Origin of the sequence: Providencia sp. PROV252 (assembly GCF_033676005.1) — a bacterium.
Classification (GTDB): domain Bacteria; phylum Pseudomonadota; class Gammaproteobacteria; order Enterobacterales; family Enterobacteriaceae; genus Providencia; species Providencia vermicola.
Window position 1 is genome coordinate 116,690 of record NZ_CP096294.1, and the last position, 21,916, is coordinate 138,605.

General features: G+C 39.9%; 24 protein-coding genes and 1 tRNA gene. 19 read left to right on the forward strand and 6 right to left on the reverse strand.

Features of this window, described 5'->3' with window-relative positions; genetic code table 11:
• Positions 1-177 precede the first annotated feature (177 nt).
• The 4 genes from M1F05_RS00480 (at position 178) to M1F05_RS00495 (ending at position 3,047) form a co-directional block, all read left to right on the forward strand.
• A tRNA-Sec gene (locus M1F05_RS00480) sits at positions 178-272 on the forward strand.
• Between the two features lie 142 nt (positions 273-414).
• Complete coding sequence (locus M1F05_RS00485; RefSeq protein WP_206085188.1) at positions 415-1,359, forward strand: helix-turn-helix domain-containing protein; 945 nt, start codon at positions 415-417, stop codon at positions 1,357-1,359.
• Positions 1,360-1,567: 208 nt separating this feature from the next.
• A complete protein-coding gene (locus tag M1F05_RS00490; RefSeq protein WP_166266154.1) occupies positions 1,568-1,987 on the forward strand; it encodes a DUF6088 family protein in 420 nt (139 codons plus the stop codon).
• Positions 1,956-3,047, forward strand: coding sequence for a nucleotidyl transferase AbiEii/AbiGii toxin family protein (locus M1F05_RS00495; protein WP_318825966.1), 1,092 nt, complete (start codon positions 1,956-1,958; stop codon positions 3,045-3,047). Before M1F05_RS00490 ends, M1F05_RS00495 begins: the two co-directional genes overlap by 32 nt.
• Before the next feature lie 293 nt (positions 3,048-3,340).
• Here M1F05_RS00495 and M1F05_RS00500 read toward each other — a convergent pair whose 3' ends face one another.
• Positions 3,341-3,703: a YibL family ribosome-associated protein gene (locus tag M1F05_RS00500; protein ID WP_206085186.1), complete on the reverse strand. Its 363-nt coding sequence runs from the start codon at positions 3,701-3,703 to the stop codon at positions 3,341-3,343.
• 522 nt (positions 3,704-4,225) lie between these two features.
• On the opposite strand from M1F05_RS00500, the gene M1F05_RS00505 reads away from it, so the two are divergent.
• The 11 genes from M1F05_RS00505 (at position 4,226) to M1F05_RS00555 (ending at position 13,413) form a co-directional block, all read left to right on the forward strand.
• On the forward strand, positions 4,226-4,534 hold the full coding sequence (locus M1F05_RS00505; protein WP_206085185.1) for a helix-turn-helix domain-containing protein: 309 nt from the start codon (positions 4,226-4,228) through the stop codon (positions 4,532-4,534).
• A 167-nt stretch (positions 4,535-4,701) separates the two neighbouring features.
• The gene (gene fimA / locus M1F05_RS00510) at positions 4,702-5,250 is read left to right on the forward strand and encodes a type 1 fimbrial major subunit FimA (protein WP_206085184.1); all 549 of its coding nucleotides are present in this window, start codon (positions 4,702-4,704) and stop codon (positions 5,248-5,250) included.
• Between the two features lie 80 nt (positions 5,251-5,330).
• On the forward strand, positions 5,331-5,867 hold the full coding sequence (locus M1F05_RS00515; RefSeq protein ID WP_206085183.1) for a fimbrial protein: 537 nt from the start codon (positions 5,331-5,333) through the stop codon (positions 5,865-5,867).
• A 61-nt stretch (positions 5,868-5,928) separates the two neighbouring features.
• Entirely contained in the window at positions 5,929-6,627 is a 699-nt protein-coding gene (locus M1F05_RS00520) for a fimbria/pilus periplasmic chaperone (RefSeq protein ID WP_206085182.1), read from the forward strand.
• Between the two features lie 73 nt (positions 6,628-6,700).
• A complete protein-coding gene (locus M1F05_RS00525; protein WP_206085181.1) occupies positions 6,701-9,340 on the forward strand; it encodes a fimbrial biogenesis usher protein in 2,640 nt (879 codons plus the stop codon).
• Between the two features lie 10 nt (positions 9,341-9,350).
• Complete coding sequence (locus M1F05_RS00530) at positions 9,351-9,887, forward strand: fimbrial protein (protein WP_206085180.1); 537 nt, start codon at positions 9,351-9,353, stop codon at positions 9,885-9,887.
• A gap of 21 nt (positions 9,888-9,908) precedes the next feature.
• On the forward strand, positions 9,909-10,412 hold the full coding sequence (locus tag M1F05_RS00535) for a fimbrial protein (protein WP_206085232.1): 504 nt from the start codon (positions 9,909-9,911) through the stop codon (positions 10,410-10,412).
• Positions 10,413-10,427: 15 nt separating this feature from the next.
• Positions 10,428-11,360, forward strand: coding sequence for a fimbrial protein (locus M1F05_RS00540; RefSeq protein ID WP_206085231.1), 933 nt, complete (start codon positions 10,428-10,430; stop codon positions 11,358-11,360).
• Positions 11,361-11,440: 80 nt separating this feature from the next.
• Positions 11,441-11,755: a hypothetical protein gene (locus M1F05_RS00545; RefSeq protein ID WP_206085179.1), complete on the forward strand. Its 315-nt coding sequence runs from the start codon at positions 11,441-11,443 to the stop codon at positions 11,753-11,755.
• 289 nt (positions 11,756-12,044) lie between these two features.
• Positions 12,045-12,281 carry a hypothetical protein gene (locus tag M1F05_RS00550; protein ID WP_206085178.1) on the forward strand — a complete coding sequence of 79 codons (237 nt, stop codon included), beginning with the start codon at positions 12,045-12,047 and terminating at the stop codon, positions 12,279-12,281.
• 136 nt (positions 12,282-12,417) lie between these two features.
• Complete coding sequence (locus M1F05_RS00555) at positions 12,418-13,413, forward strand: sugar-binding transcriptional regulator (RefSeq protein ID WP_206085177.1); 996 nt, start codon at positions 12,418-12,420, stop codon at positions 13,411-13,413.
• A gap of 37 nt (positions 13,414-13,450) precedes the next feature.
• On the opposite strand, the gene M1F05_RS00560 is transcribed toward M1F05_RS00555, so the two are convergent.
• The 4 genes from M1F05_RS00560 to mtnK form a co-directional block, all read right to left on the reverse strand.
• Positions 13,451-14,455: a multidrug DMT transporter permease gene (locus M1F05_RS00560; RefSeq protein ID WP_206085176.1), complete on the reverse strand. Its 1,005-nt coding sequence runs from the start codon at positions 14,453-14,455 to the stop codon at positions 13,451-13,453.
• 95 nt (positions 14,456-14,550) lie between these two features.
• The gene (locus M1F05_RS00565) at positions 14,551-15,198 is read right to left on the reverse strand and encodes an L-fuculose-phosphate aldolase (RefSeq protein ID WP_206085175.1); all 648 of its coding nucleotides are present in this window, start codon (positions 15,196-15,198) and stop codon (positions 14,551-14,553) included.
• Positions 15,199-15,240: 42 nt separating this feature from the next.
• The gene (mtnA, locus tag M1F05_RS00570; RefSeq protein ID WP_206085174.1) at positions 15,241-16,341 is read right to left on the reverse strand and encodes an S-methyl-5-thioribose-1-phosphate isomerase; all 1,101 of its coding nucleotides are present in this window, start codon (positions 16,339-16,341) and stop codon (positions 15,241-15,243) included.
• Positions 16,342-16,350: 9 nt separating this feature from the next.
• Positions 16,351-17,616 (reverse strand): S-methyl-5-thioribose kinase, encoded by a 1,266-nt coding sequence (mtnK, locus tag M1F05_RS00575; RefSeq protein ID WP_206085173.1) that lies wholly within the window; start codon positions 17,614-17,616, stop codon positions 16,351-16,353.
• A gap of 361 nt (positions 17,617-17,977) precedes the next feature.
• On the opposite strand from mtnK, the gene M1F05_RS00580 reads away from it, so the two are divergent.
• Positions 17,978-18,517 (forward strand): DUF2058 domain-containing protein, encoded by a 540-nt coding sequence (locus M1F05_RS00580; protein ID WP_206085172.1) that lies wholly within the window; start codon positions 17,978-17,980, stop codon positions 18,515-18,517.
• Positions 18,518-18,664: 147 nt separating this feature from the next.
• On the opposite strand, the gene M1F05_RS00585 is transcribed toward M1F05_RS00580, so the two are convergent.
• Positions 18,665-19,363: an RluA family pseudouridine synthase gene (locus M1F05_RS00585; RefSeq protein WP_206085171.1), complete on the reverse strand. Its 699-nt coding sequence runs from the start codon at positions 19,361-19,363 to the stop codon at positions 18,665-18,667.
• A gap of 178 nt (positions 19,364-19,541) precedes the next feature.
• Between M1F05_RS00585 and M1F05_RS00590 the strand changes: the two genes are divergently transcribed.
• The 3 genes from M1F05_RS00590 (at position 19,542) to ecpA (ending at position 21,864) form a co-directional block, all read left to right on the forward strand.
• On the forward strand, positions 19,542-20,027 hold the full coding sequence (locus tag M1F05_RS00590) for a cold-shock protein (protein ID WP_206085170.1): 486 nt from the start codon (positions 19,542-19,544) through the stop codon (positions 20,025-20,027).
• A 772-nt stretch (positions 20,028-20,799) separates the two neighbouring features.
• The gene (locus M1F05_RS00595; RefSeq protein ID WP_206085169.1) at positions 20,800-21,120 is read left to right on the forward strand and encodes a helix-turn-helix domain-containing protein; all 321 of its coding nucleotides are present in this window, start codon (positions 20,800-20,802) and stop codon (positions 21,118-21,120) included.
• Between the two features lie 135 nt (positions 21,121-21,255).
• Positions 21,256-21,864: a common pilus major fimbrillin subunit EcpA gene (gene ecpA, locus M1F05_RS00600; protein ID WP_206085168.1), complete on the forward strand. Its 609-nt coding sequence runs from the start codon at positions 21,256-21,258 to the stop codon at positions 21,862-21,864.
• Positions 21,865-21,916 lie beyond the last annotated feature (52 nt).

Here is a 21,916-nt window from a genome sequence, read left to right on the forward strand (position 1 = left end):
ATAAGAAAGTATATGGGGGCGGATATGGAAACCTCAATATCAAGATAACGTTTTTTCTTATCAGTGCTTATCAATAAATGGGGTTTTTGTTGGCTTTTATCAATAAAGAGGATAGTTGTAGTTTCAATGCTTTGGAAAATAATGAATTCAGTCTATAATCACTTTCCAATCTATAGAGGAAGATCGTCGTCTCCGGTGAGGCGGCTGGATTTCAAATCCAGTTGGGGCTGCCAGCAGTCCCGGGCAGGTTCGACTCCTGTGATCTTCCGCCACTCAATGGCTATCCTGAAAACATTCTCTGTATTCTTATCATCTTAATAGCTCCTCTTTTTTCAATAAATTATTGTTGTTTTATTCTATACTTTCTGTAATTTAGTAAAAAATTATTTTTATTTACTAAATTCGGGGTGTTGTATGGATAGTGAAAATATTATTGTCTTAGCATTGAAGCAGTTATCTTGGACACAAAAACAATTAGCTCAGTTTTTAGCTGTTTCACCGACACAAATTAGCAAGTGGAAGAAAGGTGAATATATGTCTAACGAGATGGAAACATGCATTCGTGAAAAAATTGGTTTAGGTAAATTATCTGCTGAGCTTGTTTTGCGTGTTGGTAGTATTGAAAATGCTATGAAATGGGATCGTATTATCAAAATTATTGCTGATGATGAAAAAGAAAATGCAGAAACAGGCTATATTACGGTTCCTTTAGAGGATGATGTCGATTTTTTAAGCTCTCAAATTATAAAAATTTTTACTGAACTAGGTATTAGCATACCAAGTCAGTTTCCTAAGGAGCTTGAGGTTACACACGACGATGAGTGCGATGATAATTTATTTGATGTTATTAGCACTAATCAATATACAAAGCTTATTCGAGCTATCTTCCAATCGTTAAATGATGTTTATGGTTTTTATGCAGCGTATATAGAAGATTTAATTTTTGACGATAAATTAGAAATATATGACTCTGAAGCTATGAATATAGAGCCTTGTTTAATTTATTTAGCAGCATCCAAAATTGATATGGATAGTAACTTTGCACCTAATTTTAATTCTTTTAAATACAAAATTAATCGTGAATATATCCAGTGGATTAATCTTGTAAAAGAACGTGCATTTAGGGAACATATCCCACTACGTGCGGAGTTATTAGATATTGTTTATAAGTGTCATGATGAAGTTGGGCATGATGCTGAAGCACAAAGCTTAGGGGTCAATGAACATCGGTTGCACCCTGATATTTATATGAATGAATTACTCGTCGGTATGCGGTTAATTCATCAAGTTTTACCAAGAATTATGGAAAAACTTGAGATTACAGATTTTGTTCCCGATGATCCAAATTTAAGGGTTTAATGAAAACATACTTTAAGGCATCGAAAGGTGCCTTAAGCAGTTGTATTTTTGCTGAATAAAATCAGATAAGACTCTGACTAGCTAACTGATAAATATATGGATATTAAGACTCATTTTTTACCTTATTATATAAAAATAATGTATTGTTTTTAATGGTAAATTTGCTAATATAAAGTTGTTATTACCTATTTTTTAAAAGGAGTCGACTATGTTTTTAAAACAGAAGCTGTTGCGCTCCATTGCGAACAGAAAAGGTACTGTGATTTTACGTTCAGAATTAGAGCATCTAGGCAGTAAATCACAAATTGGCAAAGTGCTAGCGGCACTTGTTGAAGAGGGTATTATCATTCGAGTGAGTTTAGGTGTTTATGCGAAAACTCGTTTTAATCGATTTGCAGGTAAAAGGACGGTAGCAGCACCATTTGAGTCAGTTGTGGAGGAAACCTTTCAAAAGCTTAATGTTCAAGTAACTCAAGGACAGGCTTTAAAGGACTATAACGCAGGTAAAACGACTCAAATCCCAATGCAACTACAAATTCGAACTCCAGGAAGGAAAATATCTCGAAACATCACTGTTTCAGGTAGAAATGTTCAATATGAAAAAAATTACGGAAGACCAAATTGCTGATATTCAAGATGCAGAGGCGGCAGGGTTATTGAATGGGCTACCTGCATTTGTTGCAGAAAAAGATGTCCATGTAACAGATGCGTTGCGTGTTTTGGCAAGCTTGAATATCGTGCATGAAGCTCAGCTGAAAGGATTTGATTCTAGAAGTAAGAAAGTACCAAATGAACCCATCAATATTGATTTACCAGTCAGGTTTGTTTTCGCTGGTGGTACTTGCTTATCGAAGGCTTATAATTTAATTAACCGAATGTCAGAAGATATTGATATAAAAGTTATTCTTCAAGAAGTCCCTTCTAATTATAAATTAAAAAGAGAATTCCCTTCAGATAAAGCACGGCTAAAAGATATTCATCATCAACTTACTAAAAACCTTGAGGTTCTTGGCTTCTATCTCACAGATAAAGCTGGTGGAAATCCAGAAATTAATGATAAACATCGTCATTATAATGTTGATTTAAGCTATAAAGGGCACTTCAGTAGCGGGGGAACTAACCCTTTGCGTAGCTGCATCAAAGTTGAACTGATAAATCGTCCCATTAATTTAGAGACTAAAAAATTAAAAATTAATTATCTCTATCAGCAATTAATAAAAGGTAATAACTACCCTGATTTTGATATCGAGTGTATTAATATTGCAGAAACGCTTGCTGAAAAAGTGCTATCTCTTTTAAGACGATTTGCAATGTATTGTGCGGGTGTCAAACAATCTGAATTCGATGAGGCGTTAGTAAGGCATATTTATGATGTTTGGCGTATTAATACTATCCATCCAAACGCTATCCATGCAGCAGCAGGTATGTTTGAATATACAGTTAATACTGATTTAGAAGAATACGCTTGGCAATTTAAAGCGTTTGTAGATAGCCCTCACAGAGTATTAAGTAAATGCTTAAAAGTGATCAAAGACAGTGAGGATGATAAAGGGCAGTTGCTAAGCCAAATATATAAAACAAAATTAAGCCCACTGGTCTATTCTCAAGAGCCACATTCATATGAAGAGGCATCTAAAAGTTTTATTGAGGTTGCAGAGCATTTATTGCATCAATTAGCTAATAAATAAGTTCTTGGTAGTTATAGAGTTAATTATTTCATTACTATTTTCCCACCAGTGTTTGCCCCCAATTTTGCGCAGTAAAAGCACCAAAAAAATTTGGGGCAAAATTGGGGGCATAATTCTTCAGGGATTTTTTAATATTTCCTTAATAAACAGTTATTTAGTGACACTTGCTCCTGTGATTCGTAATATTCGCGCTAGCAAGTGACGCGTCCATTAACAATTTTCACTATGGTAGCGGACTACGAACTTTTCAGTTGTCGTGGCTTATCACAGGTTTCGTGGGGCTGATTTTCTAACTAGAAATCACTCTTAGAGAAACCCGTCATTTCATCCAGTTCCATTTCGCGACCTAAGGCCGTCATTGGGTGGACAATCACTAAACCGCGTACGGATTTCTTCAGTTTGCCAAGATCAGCTTGTTCTTTCTTAGTGATGGCGCGTTTGAATGGCATATTCACCAATTTTTGTGCTTCTTTGCTTAGCTTCTTGTTACGCAACGCTTTCAGATGAGTAATTTCAATTTCTAGCGTCGCTTTTTCTTTCTCAAGCTCTGCGTATTTTTCTGCTTCGCTCGTCAGTTGCATGCTTGCCATCTGGTGACGAATAAGGTCTAAACGGTCGCTAAGCAGTTTAATTTGTGTTTTTTCGATTTCTTTCATTATTAATTAACCGTGAATAAATTTCTTGTCGGCGAGTATACACTATTCTGAGAAGGAGGGTGAAAAGGGATAGGTGGGAACCGCGACGTAAAAATTTTATTTGGATGTGAAAAATAGTTAAATATTTGTGAGAATAAAGTTTTATTTAATAAATAAACGAATAGGATTTATCTTATAATTTTAGTTTTATTAAATTCTATCTTAAAAAATGCCCCATATACACTCGAAAAAGGTTTGAAATTTACGATAAGTATAAAATACAGATACACTCAATGGCGTGTATATGTGAATAAATCTGTCAATATAAAATAAATATACCCTCTAATAACCTGACTTATGATAAGTTTTGGCGATCAATATTATTACATTGATTGTTAATTTCTATCAATCGATGGGTATTTGATCGACCAAAACGATTAGCCAATAATCATTTTCATTGTTTACACTAAGTGAAATTTTATAGTCCATTAGTAATAGCATCGGTTTTAAAGCGTCACTTATTATAAACAAACCGGAGGAAGGATGTTGGATAAACCACGATCTCACAATATTTCCATTTATATAGGCTCATTATTAAGATGCTACCGAAAATCGTTGGGAATAACGGGAGCTGAACTTGGTGCACGCTTAAACATAAGCCAGCAACAAATTTCACGTTATGAGTGTGGAACAAATACATTAACTATTGATGGGTTAATGAATTTCTTATTTGCTCTAGGACTTAAAAACTGTGATATAGAATATTTTATGGAAAATATCCTAACATTTTATAAAAGTGAGCCTGAAAAACCAACGTATGAAAATTCATTTATAACAGTAAGAAAGAGATAGTTATTTCTCTTTTTTTAAAATTATATTTATTAATAAAATTTAAAAGTGTTTATCAATATAAAAACAATCATTAGGTTTCAAATCTAATGATTCTATTCGTCACGCGTTAATAAAAGTTTTTGTAGTACACATGTCCATTAGGAAATATTAATAAAAAGGTAAATTTCATGAAATTTAAAGTTATTTCTTTATCAATCGCTGCTGCGCTGTCTTTATCTTCAATGGTGGCTTCTGCTGCTACAACGACAGTAAATGGTGGCACAGTTCATTTTAAAGGTGAGCTAGTGAATGCGGCATGTGCTGTTGACGCGGGTTCCGTTGAACAAACTGTGCAGCTTGGTCAAGTTCGTACTGTTAAATTAGCACAAACAGGTGATGTGAGTACGCCTGTTGGTTTTAACATTCAATTAAATGACTGTGATACCACTATTGCGACATCTGCAAAAGTTGCATTTACCGGTGTGTCTGCAAATGCAGCAAACCCGACAGTTCTATCTGTAGCCTCTTCTGCTGCTGGTTCTGCAACGAATGTAGGTATCCAAATTTTAGATTCTAAAAGCATTCCTCTAGGCCTTGATGGTGCAACATTTAGCACCGCGATGACATTGAAAGATGGTACTAACATTCTGCCATTCCAAGCTCGCTACTATGCACTTGATGCAACTACCGCGGGTGTGGCAAACGCAGATGCAACATTTGCTGTTCAGTACGAGTAATTTTTAAGCAGATTTAGGATGTCGAATTAGTTAGCCAAGGACGGCTTTATTTATCAATAAAATTAGAAAGGTAAAGTCTCATGAGAGAGGTGATGTTTGCGCTACTACTTTTATTCGCTCCACTCCTTGAGGCTGGAAACAAGTGGAATGTTCAGTTACCAGGCGGAGGAATGCACTTCCATGGGGAACTCATCGCAGAAGCGTGTAGTGTCGAAACTTCAGACAAAAATTTGACTGTAAATATGGGACAACTACGAACGAATATGCTGACTGCCCCAGGTCAAGAAACCGCGCCTGTTCTATTTGATATCCATTTACGCGAATGCAGCAAAACCGCGACTGAGTATGTCTCCATCACTTTCTCGGGGATCGCAGATAATACCAACCCAGATATTTTTGCTATTGGTGATGGCCCGAATAGCGCCAGTGGCGTAGGGCTAGCTGTTTTTGATTCCGCTAACACCTTAATTCCTATTAATAGTACACCTCGGAAAATAGCACGCGTTATTAATGGTGATATGACGTTGCACTTTATCGCTAAATATCGCGCGACGAGTTATCAAATTACGGGTGGAAAGGCAAACGCACAGGCTCTTTTTTCGCTGACCTATGAATAAAACATCCGTAAATAATTTATATACCTATTTAATTTTTTGTTAGAAAAGGACAGACGTAACAATGAAAAACGTAACAATCCGCAAACTAATTAGCGCCTTATTAATATTACTCTGTTCAAATATATATACTCAGGCATATGCCGGTGTTGCATTAGGCGCGACACGTGTTATTTACCCTGCTGGGCAAAAACAAGTTCAGCTTGCAGTGACAAATAATGATGAAAAAAGCGTTTTTCTTATTCAATCTTGGGTAGAGAATACATCAGGGAAAAAAGATAGCCAATTTGCGGTTACGCCACCCTTATTTACCATGCAAGGTAAAAAAGAAAATACATTGCGTATTATTGACGCCACTAATAACCAATTACCTCAAGATAGAGAAAGCCTTTTCTGGCTCAATGTAAAAGCCATTCCTGCCATGGATAAATCCAAGCTGAATGAAAATACGCTTCAATTGGCCATCATCAGCCGGATCAAACTGTATTATCGCCCGACCAATTTATCTGTTTCGCCTGAAACTGTTGCGGAATCATTACGTTTCAGGCGCCAAGCTGGCAGCGTTACCGTTATTAATCCTACACCTTATTACGCAACAGTAACGTCATTAAATATCGGTTCAACCAAACTCGATAATGTATTGGTTCCTCCGTTTGGTGAGGCATCTGTCTCTGCGCCAACCAATGCGAATGGTGGCATTACTTTCCAAACGATTAATGACTATGGTGCGTTAACTCCCAAAATGACCAGAAACATCCAGTAAAAACGTTTTTTACTCACTACTACTTTGATTTAAATAACTTACTGGGCGACATGGTTGTTCAGGGAGAGGGAATATGTCATATCTGGCATCTGAAAAAAGGCAATTCATTTCGGGAAAAGAATCATTTTTTGGATATATATCCGAACGCCATTTTCCCTTAATTCCATTGACGCTATTAATTAGTGCTTGCCTGTATCCTGCTTGGGCTGAGGCAGAACTCTACTTTAATCCACGATTTTTAGCAGATGACCCTTCCGCTGTTGCAGACCTATCTGCTTTTGAGCAAGGCCAAGAAGTACCAGAAGGAACCTATCGTGTTGATATTTATTTGAATGATGGCTATTTATCAACCAAAGATGTTCGTTTCGTCGCAAATAAAAATGAACGCCAGCTTATGCCTTGTTTCACACTCGGCGAATTAGCAAAAATGGGTGTTAATACACCCGCAATTTCAGGAACAAATACCCCAGAGCAAAATAACTGCCAGCCTTTGAATATGCTTATTGAAGACGCGACAGCACGCTTTGATGTTGGTTTGCAACGGCTCTACATTACGGTTCCACAAATATTTATGGCTAATCGAGCTCGAGATTTTATTCCCCCAGAATATTGGGACTCGGGTATTACGGCGGGTATTTTAAATTATAGTTTAACGGGAAATAGTGCACGTAACCAAAATGGTAAGCACAGTAGCTATACCTACCTAAATATGCAAAGCGGGCTAAACCTTGGGGCATGGCGCTTACGAGATAACTCGACGTGGAGTCACAGCTCAGGAACGTCGACGACTGAAACTCGTTGGGAACATATTAATACCTATTTGGAGCGTGGGATAAATCAGATACGCTCCCGCTTAACAATAGGTGACAGTTATACCCCCGGTGAAATCTTTGATAGCTTTAACTTTAGAGGAATTCAGCTAGCTTCTGATGACAATATGCTACCGGAAAGCCAAAAAGGGTTTGCGCCAGTTATTCGCGGTATTGCTCGTGGTACGGCTGATGTCTCCATCAAACAAAATGGCTATGAAATCTACCGCAATACTTTCCCGCCAGGGCCTTTCATTATTAATGATTTATATGCCGCAGGAAACAGTGGTGACCTCAACGTTAGTATTACTGAAGCGGATGGTTCGGTGCAAAGTTTTACGGTGCCTTACTCATCTGTACCATTACTTCAAAGGGAAGGGCATACCCAATATGCAGTCACTGCGGGTGATTACCGAGCAGGAAATGGCCAGCAAGAAAAACCGAGTTTTATGCAAGCGACATTAATGAGAGGTTTATCGTACGGGTGGACACTTTATGGAGGTTCGCAACTCGCTAGTCGCTATCAATCCTTCAACATCGGTATGGGGAAAAACATTGGTGTATTTGGTGCGCTGTCTATCGATATTACACAGGCAAATGCGAAGCTGCCTGACGATAGCAATCATCAAGGGCAATCTATTCGTTTTCTTTATAACAAGTCGATGAATGAAACGGGCACAACCATACAATTGGCTGGCTATCGTTATTCAACCAAAGGCTATTATTCATTTGCGGATACCACTTATAAGCGCATGAATGGTTATAGCCTTGCGACACAAGATGGTGTCATTCAAGTCACTCCAACATTCTCGGATTACTATAATTTAGCCTATAACAAACGTGAAAAAATCCAGCTAAGCCTCACCCAACAATTAGGTGAGCAATCAACATTGTATGTGACAGGAAGCCATGAAACGTATTGGAACACGAGTAAGTCCGATAAACATTTACAGGTTGGTTTCAATACACTGATTGAAGGTATTAGCTGGGGGATCAATTACAGTCTGTCTAAGAACTCTTGGCAAGAAGCAAATGACCAGATGTTAGCGATGAATGTGAATATCCCATTTAGCTATTGGATGCGATCTGACAGCCAATCAATTTGGCGTAATGCGAGTGCTAGTTATAACGTCTCCCATGATCTAAAAGGCCGTATCACTAACATGGCAGGCCTTTATGGCACATTACTTGAAGATAATAACTTAAGTTATAACGTGCAAACGGGTTACGCAGGGGGCGGCCAAGGTAACTCTTCGGCATCTGGTTACACGGCGCTGAATTACCGCGGTACATATGGCAATGCTAACGCGGGTTACAGTTATACCGATAACGTACGCCAAATGTATTATGGTCTGAGTGGTGGTGTGTTAGCTCATGCTAATGGCATCACGCTGAGTCAGCCAATGAATGACACTGTTGTCCTCGTGAAAGCACCGGGGGCGGGAAACGTAAAAGTTGAAAATCAGACAGGGGTTAATACTGATTGGCGTGGCTATGCCATCTTACCTTATGCCACCGATTACCGAGAAAACCGTATTGCGCTGGATACCAACACATTAGCCAATAATGTCGATTTAGAAGACCCCGTTGTCAGTGTCGTTCCTACTCGAGGTGCAGTTGTTCGCGCTGATTTCCACCCTCGAATTGGGGTAAAAGTACTGATGACATTACTAAAAAGTGACGGAAAGCCCGTGCCATTTGGCGCGATTGTTTCTTCAAGTGATAACAATGGTAGCAGCATTGTTGCTGATGACGGTCAAGTTTACTTAACGGGGTTATCACTTTCTGGTCATCTTATTGCCCGCTGGGGAGAAGGTCCCGACTCACAGTGCCAGATTAACTACACATTACCTGAGCAAAGCCAACACGAGATGCTCAGTAAGTACCGCGCACTGTGCCGCTAAGGAGCCAATAATGCCGAATAAGTTCATGATTTTTTCTGCCTCTCTATTTGCACTTTTATCATTATCTCAAAGTGCATATGCGGCAGACAGTACGATCAACATTAAAGGGTATGTGCGAGATAACACGTGTGCGGTTGCACCGGGGTCGCAAAGCCAAGTTGTTGATTTACTTAATAACGCGGTGAAGCAACTTTATGCGGTGGGGGAAGTGACCCCTGTCATTCCATTTAATATTGAGCTCACCCCTTGTGGCAACTCGGTTACTGCGGTGAAAGTGGGTTTTGTGGGAATTGCGGATACCAACAATCAGACCTTATTGGCGTTAGACCCCGGAAGCCTCAATGCATCAGGCGCAGGTATACAAATTTTAGATGGTGCCAGAAAACCACTCGCACTCAATGCTACCAGTAACAACATGGTTTGGACCCCTTTAGTGGCAGGTAAGAATAATACACTGCATTTTTATGCTCGATTAATGGCGTCTAAATTACCAGTCACAGCGGGGCATGTTCGAGCTACCGCCACTTTTACGCTTGAGTTCCAGTAAGCAGAGGATGTCATCATGAACATTAAATGGAAGGGAGCAGCCCCGTTTATCTGGCTGATTTTATTTTCACTAGCCACATCCTCATATGCCGCTGATGTGACGATTACAGTGAATGGGAGTGTTGTTGCGAAGCCATGCACTGTTGCAACGACGAGTGCCAATGTTGATTTAGGTGATTTATACACTTTTAATTTAATCACGCCAGGTTCTTCCTCAATATGGCACCCCGTTTCATTAGATTTAGTCAATTGCCCTGTAGGAACGTCCACGGTGACCGCCACTTTCAGCGGTATCGCTGATACGACGGGTTATTATAAAAATCAGGGAACAGCAGGCAATATTCAGCTACAACTCCAAGATACCGCGGGTAATAACTTAAACAATGGTGCGCAAAAAAAACTGCAAGTTAACGACTCTTCATTATCCACCCGTTTTCCTTTGCAAGTCAGAGCGCTTTCCGTTAAAGGCCAAGCTACTCAAGGGAATATACAGGCTGTTATTGATGTTACCTATACTTATCAATGAGTTAATATTATGAATATAAAAAAATGTGTTCAGTTATTTGCAGCAGGTTTAACGATTTATACCGTGGGTATTTCTTTGAGCTATGCTTTCACCTGCACAGATTCTACGGGGAATATTGTAAATAGCGATAAAGGTACGAAAATCGCAGATGTTTATGTAAACCTACAGCCTAGTGTGCAGCCTGGGCAAAATCTAGTTGTTGATTTATCACAGTCCATTTCATGTAAGAATGATTCACCAACAACGCGTCGGGACTTGGTGAGTATGATCAGAGGGTCTGCATTTGGCGGGGCACTTGCCAGCTTTGATGGTTCACTAAAATACTATGGTATCAACAATAAGTTTCCATTAATACAACCCACTCACCAGCAAAGTTTTCCGCTAGGGAGTTATGCCCCTTGGAATACCCAATTATTCCTAACACCTATCAATGCCGCAGGTGGGATTGCCATTAAAAAAGGCTCTCATTTTGCCACCCTTGTTATGCATCAGGTGGGCTCTGATATTATTGGAGGAGGAAATGTACGGACGGCTACCTTTACATGGAACCTCTACACCAATAATGATGTGCTCATTCCTATTGGTGGATGTGATGTATCTTCACGAAATGTTATTGTAAATCTACCCGAATACCCTGGCACAGCACCTGTTCCGCTTTCGGTCCACTGTGCCTCAGGGCAAAACCTGTATTATTATCTTTCAGGGACCACAGATACTCGTTCAAATATTTTTGCGAATACATTTTCGGGAACAAATGCGGCAAAAGGCGTCGGTATTCAACTGGTCAGTAATGGGAATGCGATAGCTGTTAATCAAAAAGTGGCTTTAGGTAGGGTCACCACAGGTGCTGTTAGCCTTGGCTTAAGTGCACGATATGGACGTACTTCAGGCCAAGTTTCAGCAGGGAAAGTGCAGTCTATTATTGGTGTCACTTTTACTTATGATTAGCATGCTGGTTGAATTATTGGTTAAATCACTGGTGGGGTTTAATTCTCCACCCATCAATATTCACCATTGCGAGCCAGATTATGAAATATAAAATTCGATATAAAAACAAGGTGATTGGGATTACTGCATTAGAAGGGGGAGATCCTCCGATGGGGTTTGTGTTTGGTATGCTGGAGCCAACTGTATTTTATACCGCAGATATCGATAAAGTACATTTGAGCCTATATACCGACGAAACCAATGAAGAAATTGCCTGTAACTCTATCTCGTTTGACGATTATTCCGCAGAACTGGGCGAGCAATGTATCGAGGTCACTGTTTTAGTTGAATCCGCCGAAGAATATGCGAAATTTTTTAAGCATCACCTCGATGCTTATGAAAAACAATTTGGGTAGTACACACCTATCGCCTTCATTATTTACCATTCATTGTAAACTCTGATATTTTAGCTTATTTAATAACCATATGGCTGCCTATCACTATGGTCTCTGGATAGTCTTTGGAATTAAAAGTACTCACGCCATATTAGGGTGTAGCTAACGTTTTTTAATCGAGCGTTAAGATCTTTGATTTTGTCGTCAAAAATTACCTAAGTGATTCTTCTTCCGATCTCTCTAATATGAATGGGCGTGTATTAGCCGTTTGGGGAGCGAATGACCTGAATGTAGATGCACAATTGGATGCATGCCTGACCCCAAAGCGAGCGTCATAGTATTGCCAAATGCAAGCCATGGGTTACTTCGTTCACCTGAGTTTAATTACCAGCTTGAAAGTGATTGGCCCGCATGGCGGAAGGGGTATTTTCTTTGGTCTGGACGTGAGGCATACTCCCCTAATGGATTGAAGGTCATTGTTGAATGGATAAAAAATGAAAAGCCAAACTTAATGCCATATGATGTGGTATGTAAGTCTGGTGGGTAGCAAGGTTTTATCTGTATGGATAGGTGAGAATAAAATCGGATTGAGTCCCTAAAAAGACCAGCCATGGTGATAAAGACTGGCTGTAATATTCTGATCGTTTAAACTAGGCTTTTCCAAATTATGTCAGGAGACAATGATGAGTAAAGAGCAAGCCAACAGCAGCTTATTCAATGATGATCCTGTACTACACGCAACATGGTTATATTACCAAGAAGGTAAGAGCCAGACTGAAGTTGCTGCCCTAATGGGAGTTTCTCGTGTAACGGTCGTCAAATACCTGCAAACTGCTAGGGAAAATGGCTTAGTACAAATTAATCTAGATACCAATGTCTTCGGCTCCATTGATGCGGCTTTACGTATTCGTGATAAATTTGGTTTGCATAGAGTTATCATCGTGCCAGATGGTGAACATGCAGGAAAACGAACAGATTCCAAATTGATGCGTTCTCGTCTTTCTCGCGCTGGTGGGATGTATTTGAACCAAGTCATTGAGAATGATGATGTTTTAGGTGTCGCTTGGGGAAGAACTATCCATGAGATGAGTAAAACGATGACACCTAATTCATGTAAAAATGTCACCGTTATTCAGATGCTCGGTTCTATGCCTTCTCAGCCAGACCTGACAATCCTTGAGTCTTCCTCACAGATAGCGTTTAAACTTTCAGGAAAAGTCGCTTCACTTCATGTTCCCGCCGTTGTTTCTAGTGCAAGACTCGCGATGGAATTACAGGCTGAGCCGATCATTCGTGCGAATTTCGAGGTATTAACCCATTGTACAAAAGCGTTCTTTGTTGTTGGTAGTGCGCTGGATGAAAATCCATTAATTCGTGTGGGTGTATTGAGCAAAAGGGAGATGCAAAGTTATCGGGATGCAGGCGCGGTTGGGGTCATTTGTGGGCGCTTTTATGATAAAGACGGAGTACCTGTTATTGGTGATGTTGACCAACGTATTCTCGGGATCAGTCTTGCTCAGCTAAGGCAAATTGAGCGTAAAATATTTTTAGCAGGTGGCGAGAATGGCTATGCCGCAACGTTAGGTGCATTGTTGGGTGGCTATGTGACAGATTTAATTGTTGATGAGGGAACTGCTGAGTTTTTATTAGCGTGTGAGTTGCCCAACGATAAGCCATGATATTTGCCCCACGATAGACATCATGGGGCGAAATATTTTACTGATTCGCGGCGATGATGAGGACAATGCCTGCGATATACAGGAAGAACATTGCCATGATCAATTTATTCGTGCCAGCGGGTGCGTTGGCAAATTCACGCCAAACAAATACGCCCCAGATAACCGCAATCATCGTCGCCCCTTGGCCTAACCCATAAGATATTGCATACCCTGCTTGGCCAGAGGCAATGAGGCTGAACCCTAAGCCGATACACCAGATTATGCCGCCTAACCAGCCACACAAATGGTCACGTAAACTACCCGAGAAATACATTTTCCCTTGAACGGGCTCCCCAACAATGGGTTTTTTCATCACGAGCGTATTAAGCACAAAGTTGGATAAAAATAGACCCAGTGCAAATAGCACAAGTGCAGTATAAGGTGTCATCAGCCCTGCTTCAGGTTCACTTAAATTGCCAGAGATGGACTGTGCTAAGAAGCGGAAAAATGACCCCATGATGATACCCGCAAAAATAGCGGTTATCAGACCTTTATTACGTCGACTTTTATCTGATGACTGAGTGACTCTGCTGTATGTAATCGCGGTTAAGATGATAGCTGCAACAACACAACCAACGCCTAAGAATAGAATGGTTGGATCACCTTGCGGACTACCTATATAGGTGGTGATCACGCCAAGAACCAACGCTAAACCTACGCCAACAGGGAATGCGACGGCCATTCCCGCTAAACTAATGGACGCGACAAGAAGGATGTTTGAGACGTTAAAAATCATCCCTGCAAGTATTGGAAGGAAGATAATATTGATATCCGCCTGCAGAATATCCGAAACAAAGTCTCGGCCTTCTTCTCCGATCGAACCGAGAGTGAAAGCGAACAGCAATGAGCAGACTAAAACGCCGATGGAATAGTCCCAATAAAATAGCGGAAACTCCCATTTGTTATTACTGACCAGTTTTGTTGTGTTAGCCCATGACCCCCAACAAATCATCGTGATAAAACACATAATTATTGCTATAGGATATGATTCCACGATAAACATACATAACTCCTTGAGGTAGTTATTATTAATCGTTATAGGTAGAGGTTGACAGCCATTTTCGACCATGGCTGTCATCGATGTGAAAATAGGTGAATTTAATCGTCGGTTTTTAAGCCGTACGTTTTAAATTTTCCGATGACTTTTGTCATTTCTTCTTTAGATAATGTAGGGACTTTGCTGTGTAGTCCGCCTGTTTTGATGTAAAGCTCAGCTAGCGTTTCAGTTTCTCCTGCAAGCCAAAGTGTTTTTTCCAATGAGGTTTCCATGGCTATCATCCCGTGATGTTGCATAAGAAGCGACTTACTGGATTTAATACCTTCAAATACGCTGTTGGCGAGCTCAGCACTGCCAAATGTATGGTACGGAATACAGGGAATATGATCTGTTCCTGTCACAGCTATCATGTAATGAATTGCTGGAATATCATGGTTCATGATAGAGACGGCAGTACAGTTGACCGCGTGAGTATGAATGACAGCGTTTAACTCAGGCCTAGCCTGATAACAAGACAGATGAAATAACCATTCGCTTGACGGTATTTTCCCAGGTTCTGAAATGCCCTGACCATCCACAAAGACAATCATATCTGGCGTCATTTTCGCGTAAGGTATGCCGCTTGGTGTGATGAGCATGCCATCAAGATACCGGACGCTAACATTACCTGATGTCCCCTGATTGAGCCCTGAAGCATTCATCTCTAGACAGGTAGTAATGATATCCGCTGCTAACGTGAGTCTTTTCATCTTCGTTCCTTAAAAACCTGCATCTTATGCATGCGGGCTCAATTAAATAGCCGCATTTTTTAGATCAGCAAACATGCTACTGAGTGCAGGCTCATTCGCGCCACACACTCCCCGTTCGGTGATTAAGCCTGTGATATATCTAGCGGGAGTGACATCAAAAGCATAATTCCCACATGATGTTCCTTCGGGAGCCGTATTCACCCAACTTAGTTCGCCTTGAGGGTTGATCCCATAGACATGTGATTGCTCTGTGCCATTACGTTGTTCAATAGGAATTGTTTTCCCGTCCTTAAGTGTCCAGTCAATTGTTGGTGAGGGAAGCGCCACATAGAATGGAATTTGATTATCATAAGCAGCGAGGGCTTTAAGATAGGTACCAATTTTATTGCAGACATCTCCTTGCGTTGTGGTTCGGTCAGTTCCGACGATGCAGAGGTCAACTTCTCCGTGTTGCATGAGGTGACCGCCAGCATTATCCGCAATCAGCGTGTGTGGTACGCCGTGTGAGCCTAATTCAAATGCAGTTAGTCCCCCTTGATTACGTGGGCGAGTTTCATCTACCCAAACGTGCACTTTAATGCCTTCTTCATGGGCTTTATAGATAGGCGAAAGCGCGGTTCCCCAGTCCACTGTTGCAAGCCAACCTGCGTTACAGTGAGTGAGAATATTCACGACGCTACCCGCAGGTTTTTTCTGTGCGATTTCTCGAATAATTTCAACGCCATGACGGCCAATTTGCTCACACAGTTCGACATCTTCATCTGCTAATTTTCCAGCAAGCTCCCAAGCGATATCACGGCGTTTTTGTTCTGGTGCATCTTTCAAACTTGCCATCATTCTATCGAGAGCCCATTTTAGGTTGATAGCCGTTGGGCGAGTTTTAATAAGAAGGTCATAGCTCGATTGCAGGTTTTTATCACTCGGATCGTGTTGCATACCAAGTGCCATTCCGTAGGCGGCAACAACGCCGATCAGCGGTGCACCGCGTACCCACATCTCTTGGATGGCGGTAGCCACTTTTTGTGCGGAGTTGAGTGTTAGCAATTCAAACTTAAACGGTAGTTTGGTTTGGTCGATAATTTCTACGGCCTTTCCATCTTTGGAGACCCAAACGGTACGGTAGTGTTTCCCTTCAATATTCATGCGTTCCTCTTACTGTTTTTTGGCTAATTGAATAACGGAAGCCATGTCTTTATAGCGATAGGCATGGACAATGAGCTCGCGAGCCAGGGTGAGTGCGCGTTGTTCGCATTCCGCGCGAAGTGCTATGTCTTTAATCTGTTTGAACTCCGCAACGCCAGCAAATCCAACGATTCGGCGGTTCATTTCCATACCTGCATTGACTAAAGTATCTTCGAGAAGAGTGGTGAAGAATTGATCTTGGGCTTCTTGTAAGGCTTGATGGCCAAGCTCATTTTGATAGAGCGCTAAAGGCCATGCATCGCCTTCTATTTTGCTATTCCACAGTTGGCGGAAACGTTGCACAAACACAGACCAGGTTGTCTCAACTTGGTTGAGAAGCCAATTTTGATATTCGACGCGGTTTGATGTGTTTTCGTCCCAGGCTGGTCTCGAGAAGAAGGCCATGAGTAGATTACCCATGTAGTTTCCGATATCGAAAGCCATCGGCCCCATAAACCCAAACTCAGGGTCAATGACTTTTGTATCAGTCTCTGTCACCATGACAGACCCTAAGTGTAAATCCCCATGTAATAATGCCTGTGCTTCAGTCATAAATTTGTATTTATAACGCATGGCAACTTGGATCATTTCTTTATCTTGCCACATCTTTTCGACAGCTTGATCAAGCTCAGGAGATAGCCAGTTGTTACGTTCAGCGTTGAAATATGGCTCAGTAAAGATAAGGTCTTCTGTAATTTTGCAAAGCTCATGGTTGAGTGCAAATTTGGCTGTCAGCGCTTTTTTCTGATCAGCTGGCATACCGATATCAGAGGTATAAAAAAGGGTTTTGGCGATAAAGGTTCCAATATCTTCAGCGAGATTTGGAAACTTTTTCCCTGCCATCACCTCTTTACGAAGGATGATGTGGGGTGAAAGGTACTCCATCGCAAATAGAGCCATCTCTTGGTCATAAAAATAGACTTCAGGGACGAGCTCGTGACCTGCACAGCGGGCTTCTTGCGATAAGATATTATATTCAAAACCAGCTCGAGTCAGCGATAATGGCCAACTTTCCCCACCTGCACGAACCCAAGGCAGAGCTTGTTTAACGACGATTGTTTTGAGCGTTCCTTTTACAAGGAACACCATGTTCAGATTACCATCACCCACTTCACTGACTTTCCATTGTTCAGGCGTTCCGCCCAACTCAGATGACTCGGTCAATTGAGAAGCTAGATAAAGTGGCAGTGTTTCACATGTCAGCGGCTTGTAGCCTGCTGGAATTGAGTCCAACATAACAAATCCCCTTACTCTTGTTATTATCATCATTGCTTTACATGTGTAAAGTATACATTATCAAATGTATATTAATGTGATCGGTGTTTAATTTTCGATAAGCCTTGTTTTGAGTTGATTCTGTGCATTTTATCTATTGGTATGGTGAGGTGTCTTTTGATTTATCTTATCTTATGTATATTTAGTTATTCATTTGTATTGTTTGAGATGGTGAAAACTATTGGTTAGAGTGTGGTTGGCATCAAGTTAATGAACTTTTGCCCTTTAATTTGCATTCATATGCTGACTCCGTACAGACTCAAAAATTACAGGTATAATCCCCCATTATCTCACTGACAATTTTATTGATGCGGAAATAGAAATGGCAAAACTCACTTTACAAGAACAGATGCTACAGGCAGGGCTGGTCACCAGTAAAAAAATGGCTAAAGTTCAACGAACTGCGAAAAAATCACGGGTACAAGCTCGGGAAGCCAGAGAAGCGGTCGAAGAAAACAAAAAAGCACAGCTTGAGCGTGACAAACAGCTGAGTGAGCAACAAAAACAAGCTGCACTGTCAAAAGAATACAAAGCGCAAGTGAAGCAGCTGATCGAAATGAATAAAATTGAAATAGCGAAAGGCGATATCGCTTTTAACTTCACCGACAACAATGTTATTAAACAAGTGATGGTAGATAAAACCACACAAAAACAATTGATTAGTGGTCGCTTGGCGATTGCTCGTTTAATCATTGATAACAGTGATGTAAATGGCTACGCGATTATTCCTGCGGTTGTGGCCGATAAAATTACTCAAAGGGATGTGGATAGTATTGTATTAAATAATGCGTTGAGTGAAGAAGCTCAGGATGAAGATGATCCGTACGCTGAGTTCCAGATCCCTGATGATTTGATGTGGTAATACTCGTCATACTTCAAGCTGCAGCGTTGTTGACTGCGTTCATTCGCACTAGTCACATACTTGTGTATGCTCCTAGCGTCTCATTCTCTTGTCGCCTAGCTGCAACTTGAATTATTTAGAGTATTAAAGTTTGGGCTATATAGAGTATTAGAACGGGCTATCATGAATAAAATGAAGTGGTTTGTGGCTGATCGGATGTGTAAAACGTAGCTCGCTGGCGTGTAACATCAGCCTTGGTGCATGCTCTGTACCTGGTAAACACTCGCCGCCATATAAATCGCACCCCAAAATGGGATACCCCAAATATTGGCAATGAATACGTAGCTGGTGGGTGCGCCCCGTTTCAGGGGTGAGCTGCACTCGTGTTAATGGGACAGTTGTACCACCCACTATTTCTTGTTGAAAGCGTTCCAGTACCAAATAACGGGAACGTGCGGGTTTTCCATTCACTTTGCAAATAGACATCCGTGGAAATAAAGCTGGGTCTTTTGCTATCGGCGCATCAATTATCCCTTCGTTATCATTCAAGTGCCCGCACAGTAGCGCTTGATAAACTTTAGCAACAGTACGTTGGCTAAACTGTTGGCAAAGTGCGGCATTGATGACTTTATTAAGGGCAATGATCATCAGCCCTGAAGTGCCAAAATCTAATCGATGGACAAGGGTACAATCTGGAAATAACTTCACCAGTCGATAATGTACAGAATCTAAATTCTGAGGGTTTTTCCCTGAAAGGCTGAGTAATCCCGAAGGTTTATTGATAATCAGTAAATGTTCGTCTTGATAGAGGACATCAACCTGCTCATAGCAAGGCGGGGCAATAAAGGTATCAATAATCGTAGACATCGACTTCTCTAAATAAAAAAGGGGAAAGAATAATAACTAATTTATCATCTGCCGTCGCCTTGGGGGGTTGTAAATTTATCATCCAGCTAAAAACCAAAGGCATGGTCTGAGCCTACATTGTGCTTTATACTGCCGTCAGAGAAACTGAGTTTAAAACGATTAATTAGGTGGTAATGCAATGAAAGGAACAATCACAACGTGGTTTGAAGATAAAGGCTTTGGATTTATCAAAGATGAGAACGGAGATAACCGTTATTTCCATGTGATTAAGGTTGCTAACCCTGAACTGATCAAAAAGGGTGCAGAAATCACCTTTGAACCAACAACCAATAATAAAGGCTTGTCTGCTTTTGCTGTTAAAGTGATCCCTGAAAGCAAGTATATTTTTATTGCGGGCGAGCGTTTGAAAATCACTTCAATTAAATCTTTCCTTGTATACAGTGAAGAAGTTCCCGCAGATGCGGGTATTGATAAAGCGAATACCGTGTTATCGGTAGGTGCGCTGATGAGCAGCATTCGTCCAAAAACGGAAATTAAACCTGGTGATATGCGCTCACTGAAAAAATTAGCTATCACTACGCTACATGGCACCACATTGACGTTTTCAGAAGATGAAATCGATATTGAAGAAACGGTAAAACGGTTGAATTCATGTAAGAATTAGTCCTTGGATAGAGCAGAAAATTGATGAGTACCAGAGCGCTATTTTATATGGCGCTCTTAGCTAGATAACGTTAATAAATTCCCATTGTTATAATATCGTTTGTTATTCTAGGTAAATCCACTTAATATCGATGTAGTGTGTTAAAGAGGCTGGCTTCTTTTTTGGGTTTAAACGCGTAATCGCCTAAATATCGATGATAAATTTAATTTACGCATACTCGTAATATTGGTAAAGGTAAATACATCACGAGAATAGGCTGATAGTCGCATTTTGGCTTACTTTTTCATTGGTTTATTAAGTTGAATTTTTATTTTTTTAGAGATAAATATTGGCTTGGCCATTACTTTTTATGGGTAAAACTAAAATCATCCATATTTATAGTTTATTGTTTCACTCATATTATGAGTTTTTATAATTAAAATTAATGTGTTTTGTGTCAATTTGTAATTCAATGTAACTTTATGTGTTTTAATCCTTATGAGAGTAATTAATCGTTCGGAATTACTCTCAATAATACACTTCATAAATTATAATATACTAATAATATTTAATTAATATATTTATCATATAGTTAATTATCCATTCCTTAACTTAAATACACGTTAAATGTGTATATCAATCAGTTAAAGTGATCGATATTCATCATTTAATAGTCTACACCTATCAAATAAAGCGATTCGATCGATATAAACGTTTTTACTCTTATTTTAATGTATTTATTATTAATAAAAGTTAAATGTTTAATTAATTATTTTATATTGGAGTGTGGTTAATGAAATCTAATATAATTAGTTGTCATGTCGGTATTTTTTTAAGACGTGCCCGTAAAGAAAGAAACATGACAGGAAAACAGATGGCTAAATTAATGAATATTAGTCAACAGCAAATCTCACGTTATGAAATAGGGACCACAGCTATCACGTTAGATCAATTAGAACAATTTTTGAGAATATTAGATAAAAGATGGATTGACGTACTTCGATTTCTTGAAGATGAATCAGTGATTGGAATAAAAACAGATAAAAACGAAAGTAAAAATAAATACCTTTCATGGAAAGGCTATTCTACTAAAAGCTTCATTAATAATTTCTAATTATTAGAACAGGCAGAATAAAATAATCAGGTTTTCTGATTATTTTATTGATTATATTTTATAAAAAGCACGGTTAAAAGTGTTTTTTATACTATGTAATTATTTTTTGATATAAATTAAATTAGAGAGAATAATATGTTAAATAAAAAAATGGCATCTGTTTTGCTATCAACAGTTATTGCTGCGTCTTTTGCAACCGTTGCTAATGCCGATACACGTACAGCTCAAGCGACTGCAACTTGGCAAGCAACCGCAATTAAAGATACAACAAGTATGTTAGTTGTTACTCCATTAAAAAGTTTAACGTTTAATTATGCTGAAGGCCAAAAAAGCTTTAACCAGCAAAATGGTGCGTTCGATATTGCAATTCAAGGGCAAGCAGGCGCTACAGACTTTAAATTAGCATCAAAAATTATTGCGAACACATTAGCAAGAACAACTGACGATTCTAAATTAACGGTTGGTGTTAAATGGAATGGTGAAGATCTTAATAAAAATACAGATTTAGTTTTAATTGATACATCAAAAGGCTTAACTTCTGGTTTAGATAACTTAGCTGCTGATGGTATCTATAACGGTTCTGAGCGTGCAACAGACCGCGGTGAATTCACATTTGTTATTGCAAGCGCAGAAGCTGCTGGTGCAGCAACAGACTTTAAAGCACTGACCGATGGTACATGGGATGGTGATGTAAAAGTTCAATTTACCGCGACTTGGGACGGTACTTTTACTCCAGCTCCTTAATTATCCCTTTATTGGATAATTGAATACTACGATAAAGATACTATAGGGAAAT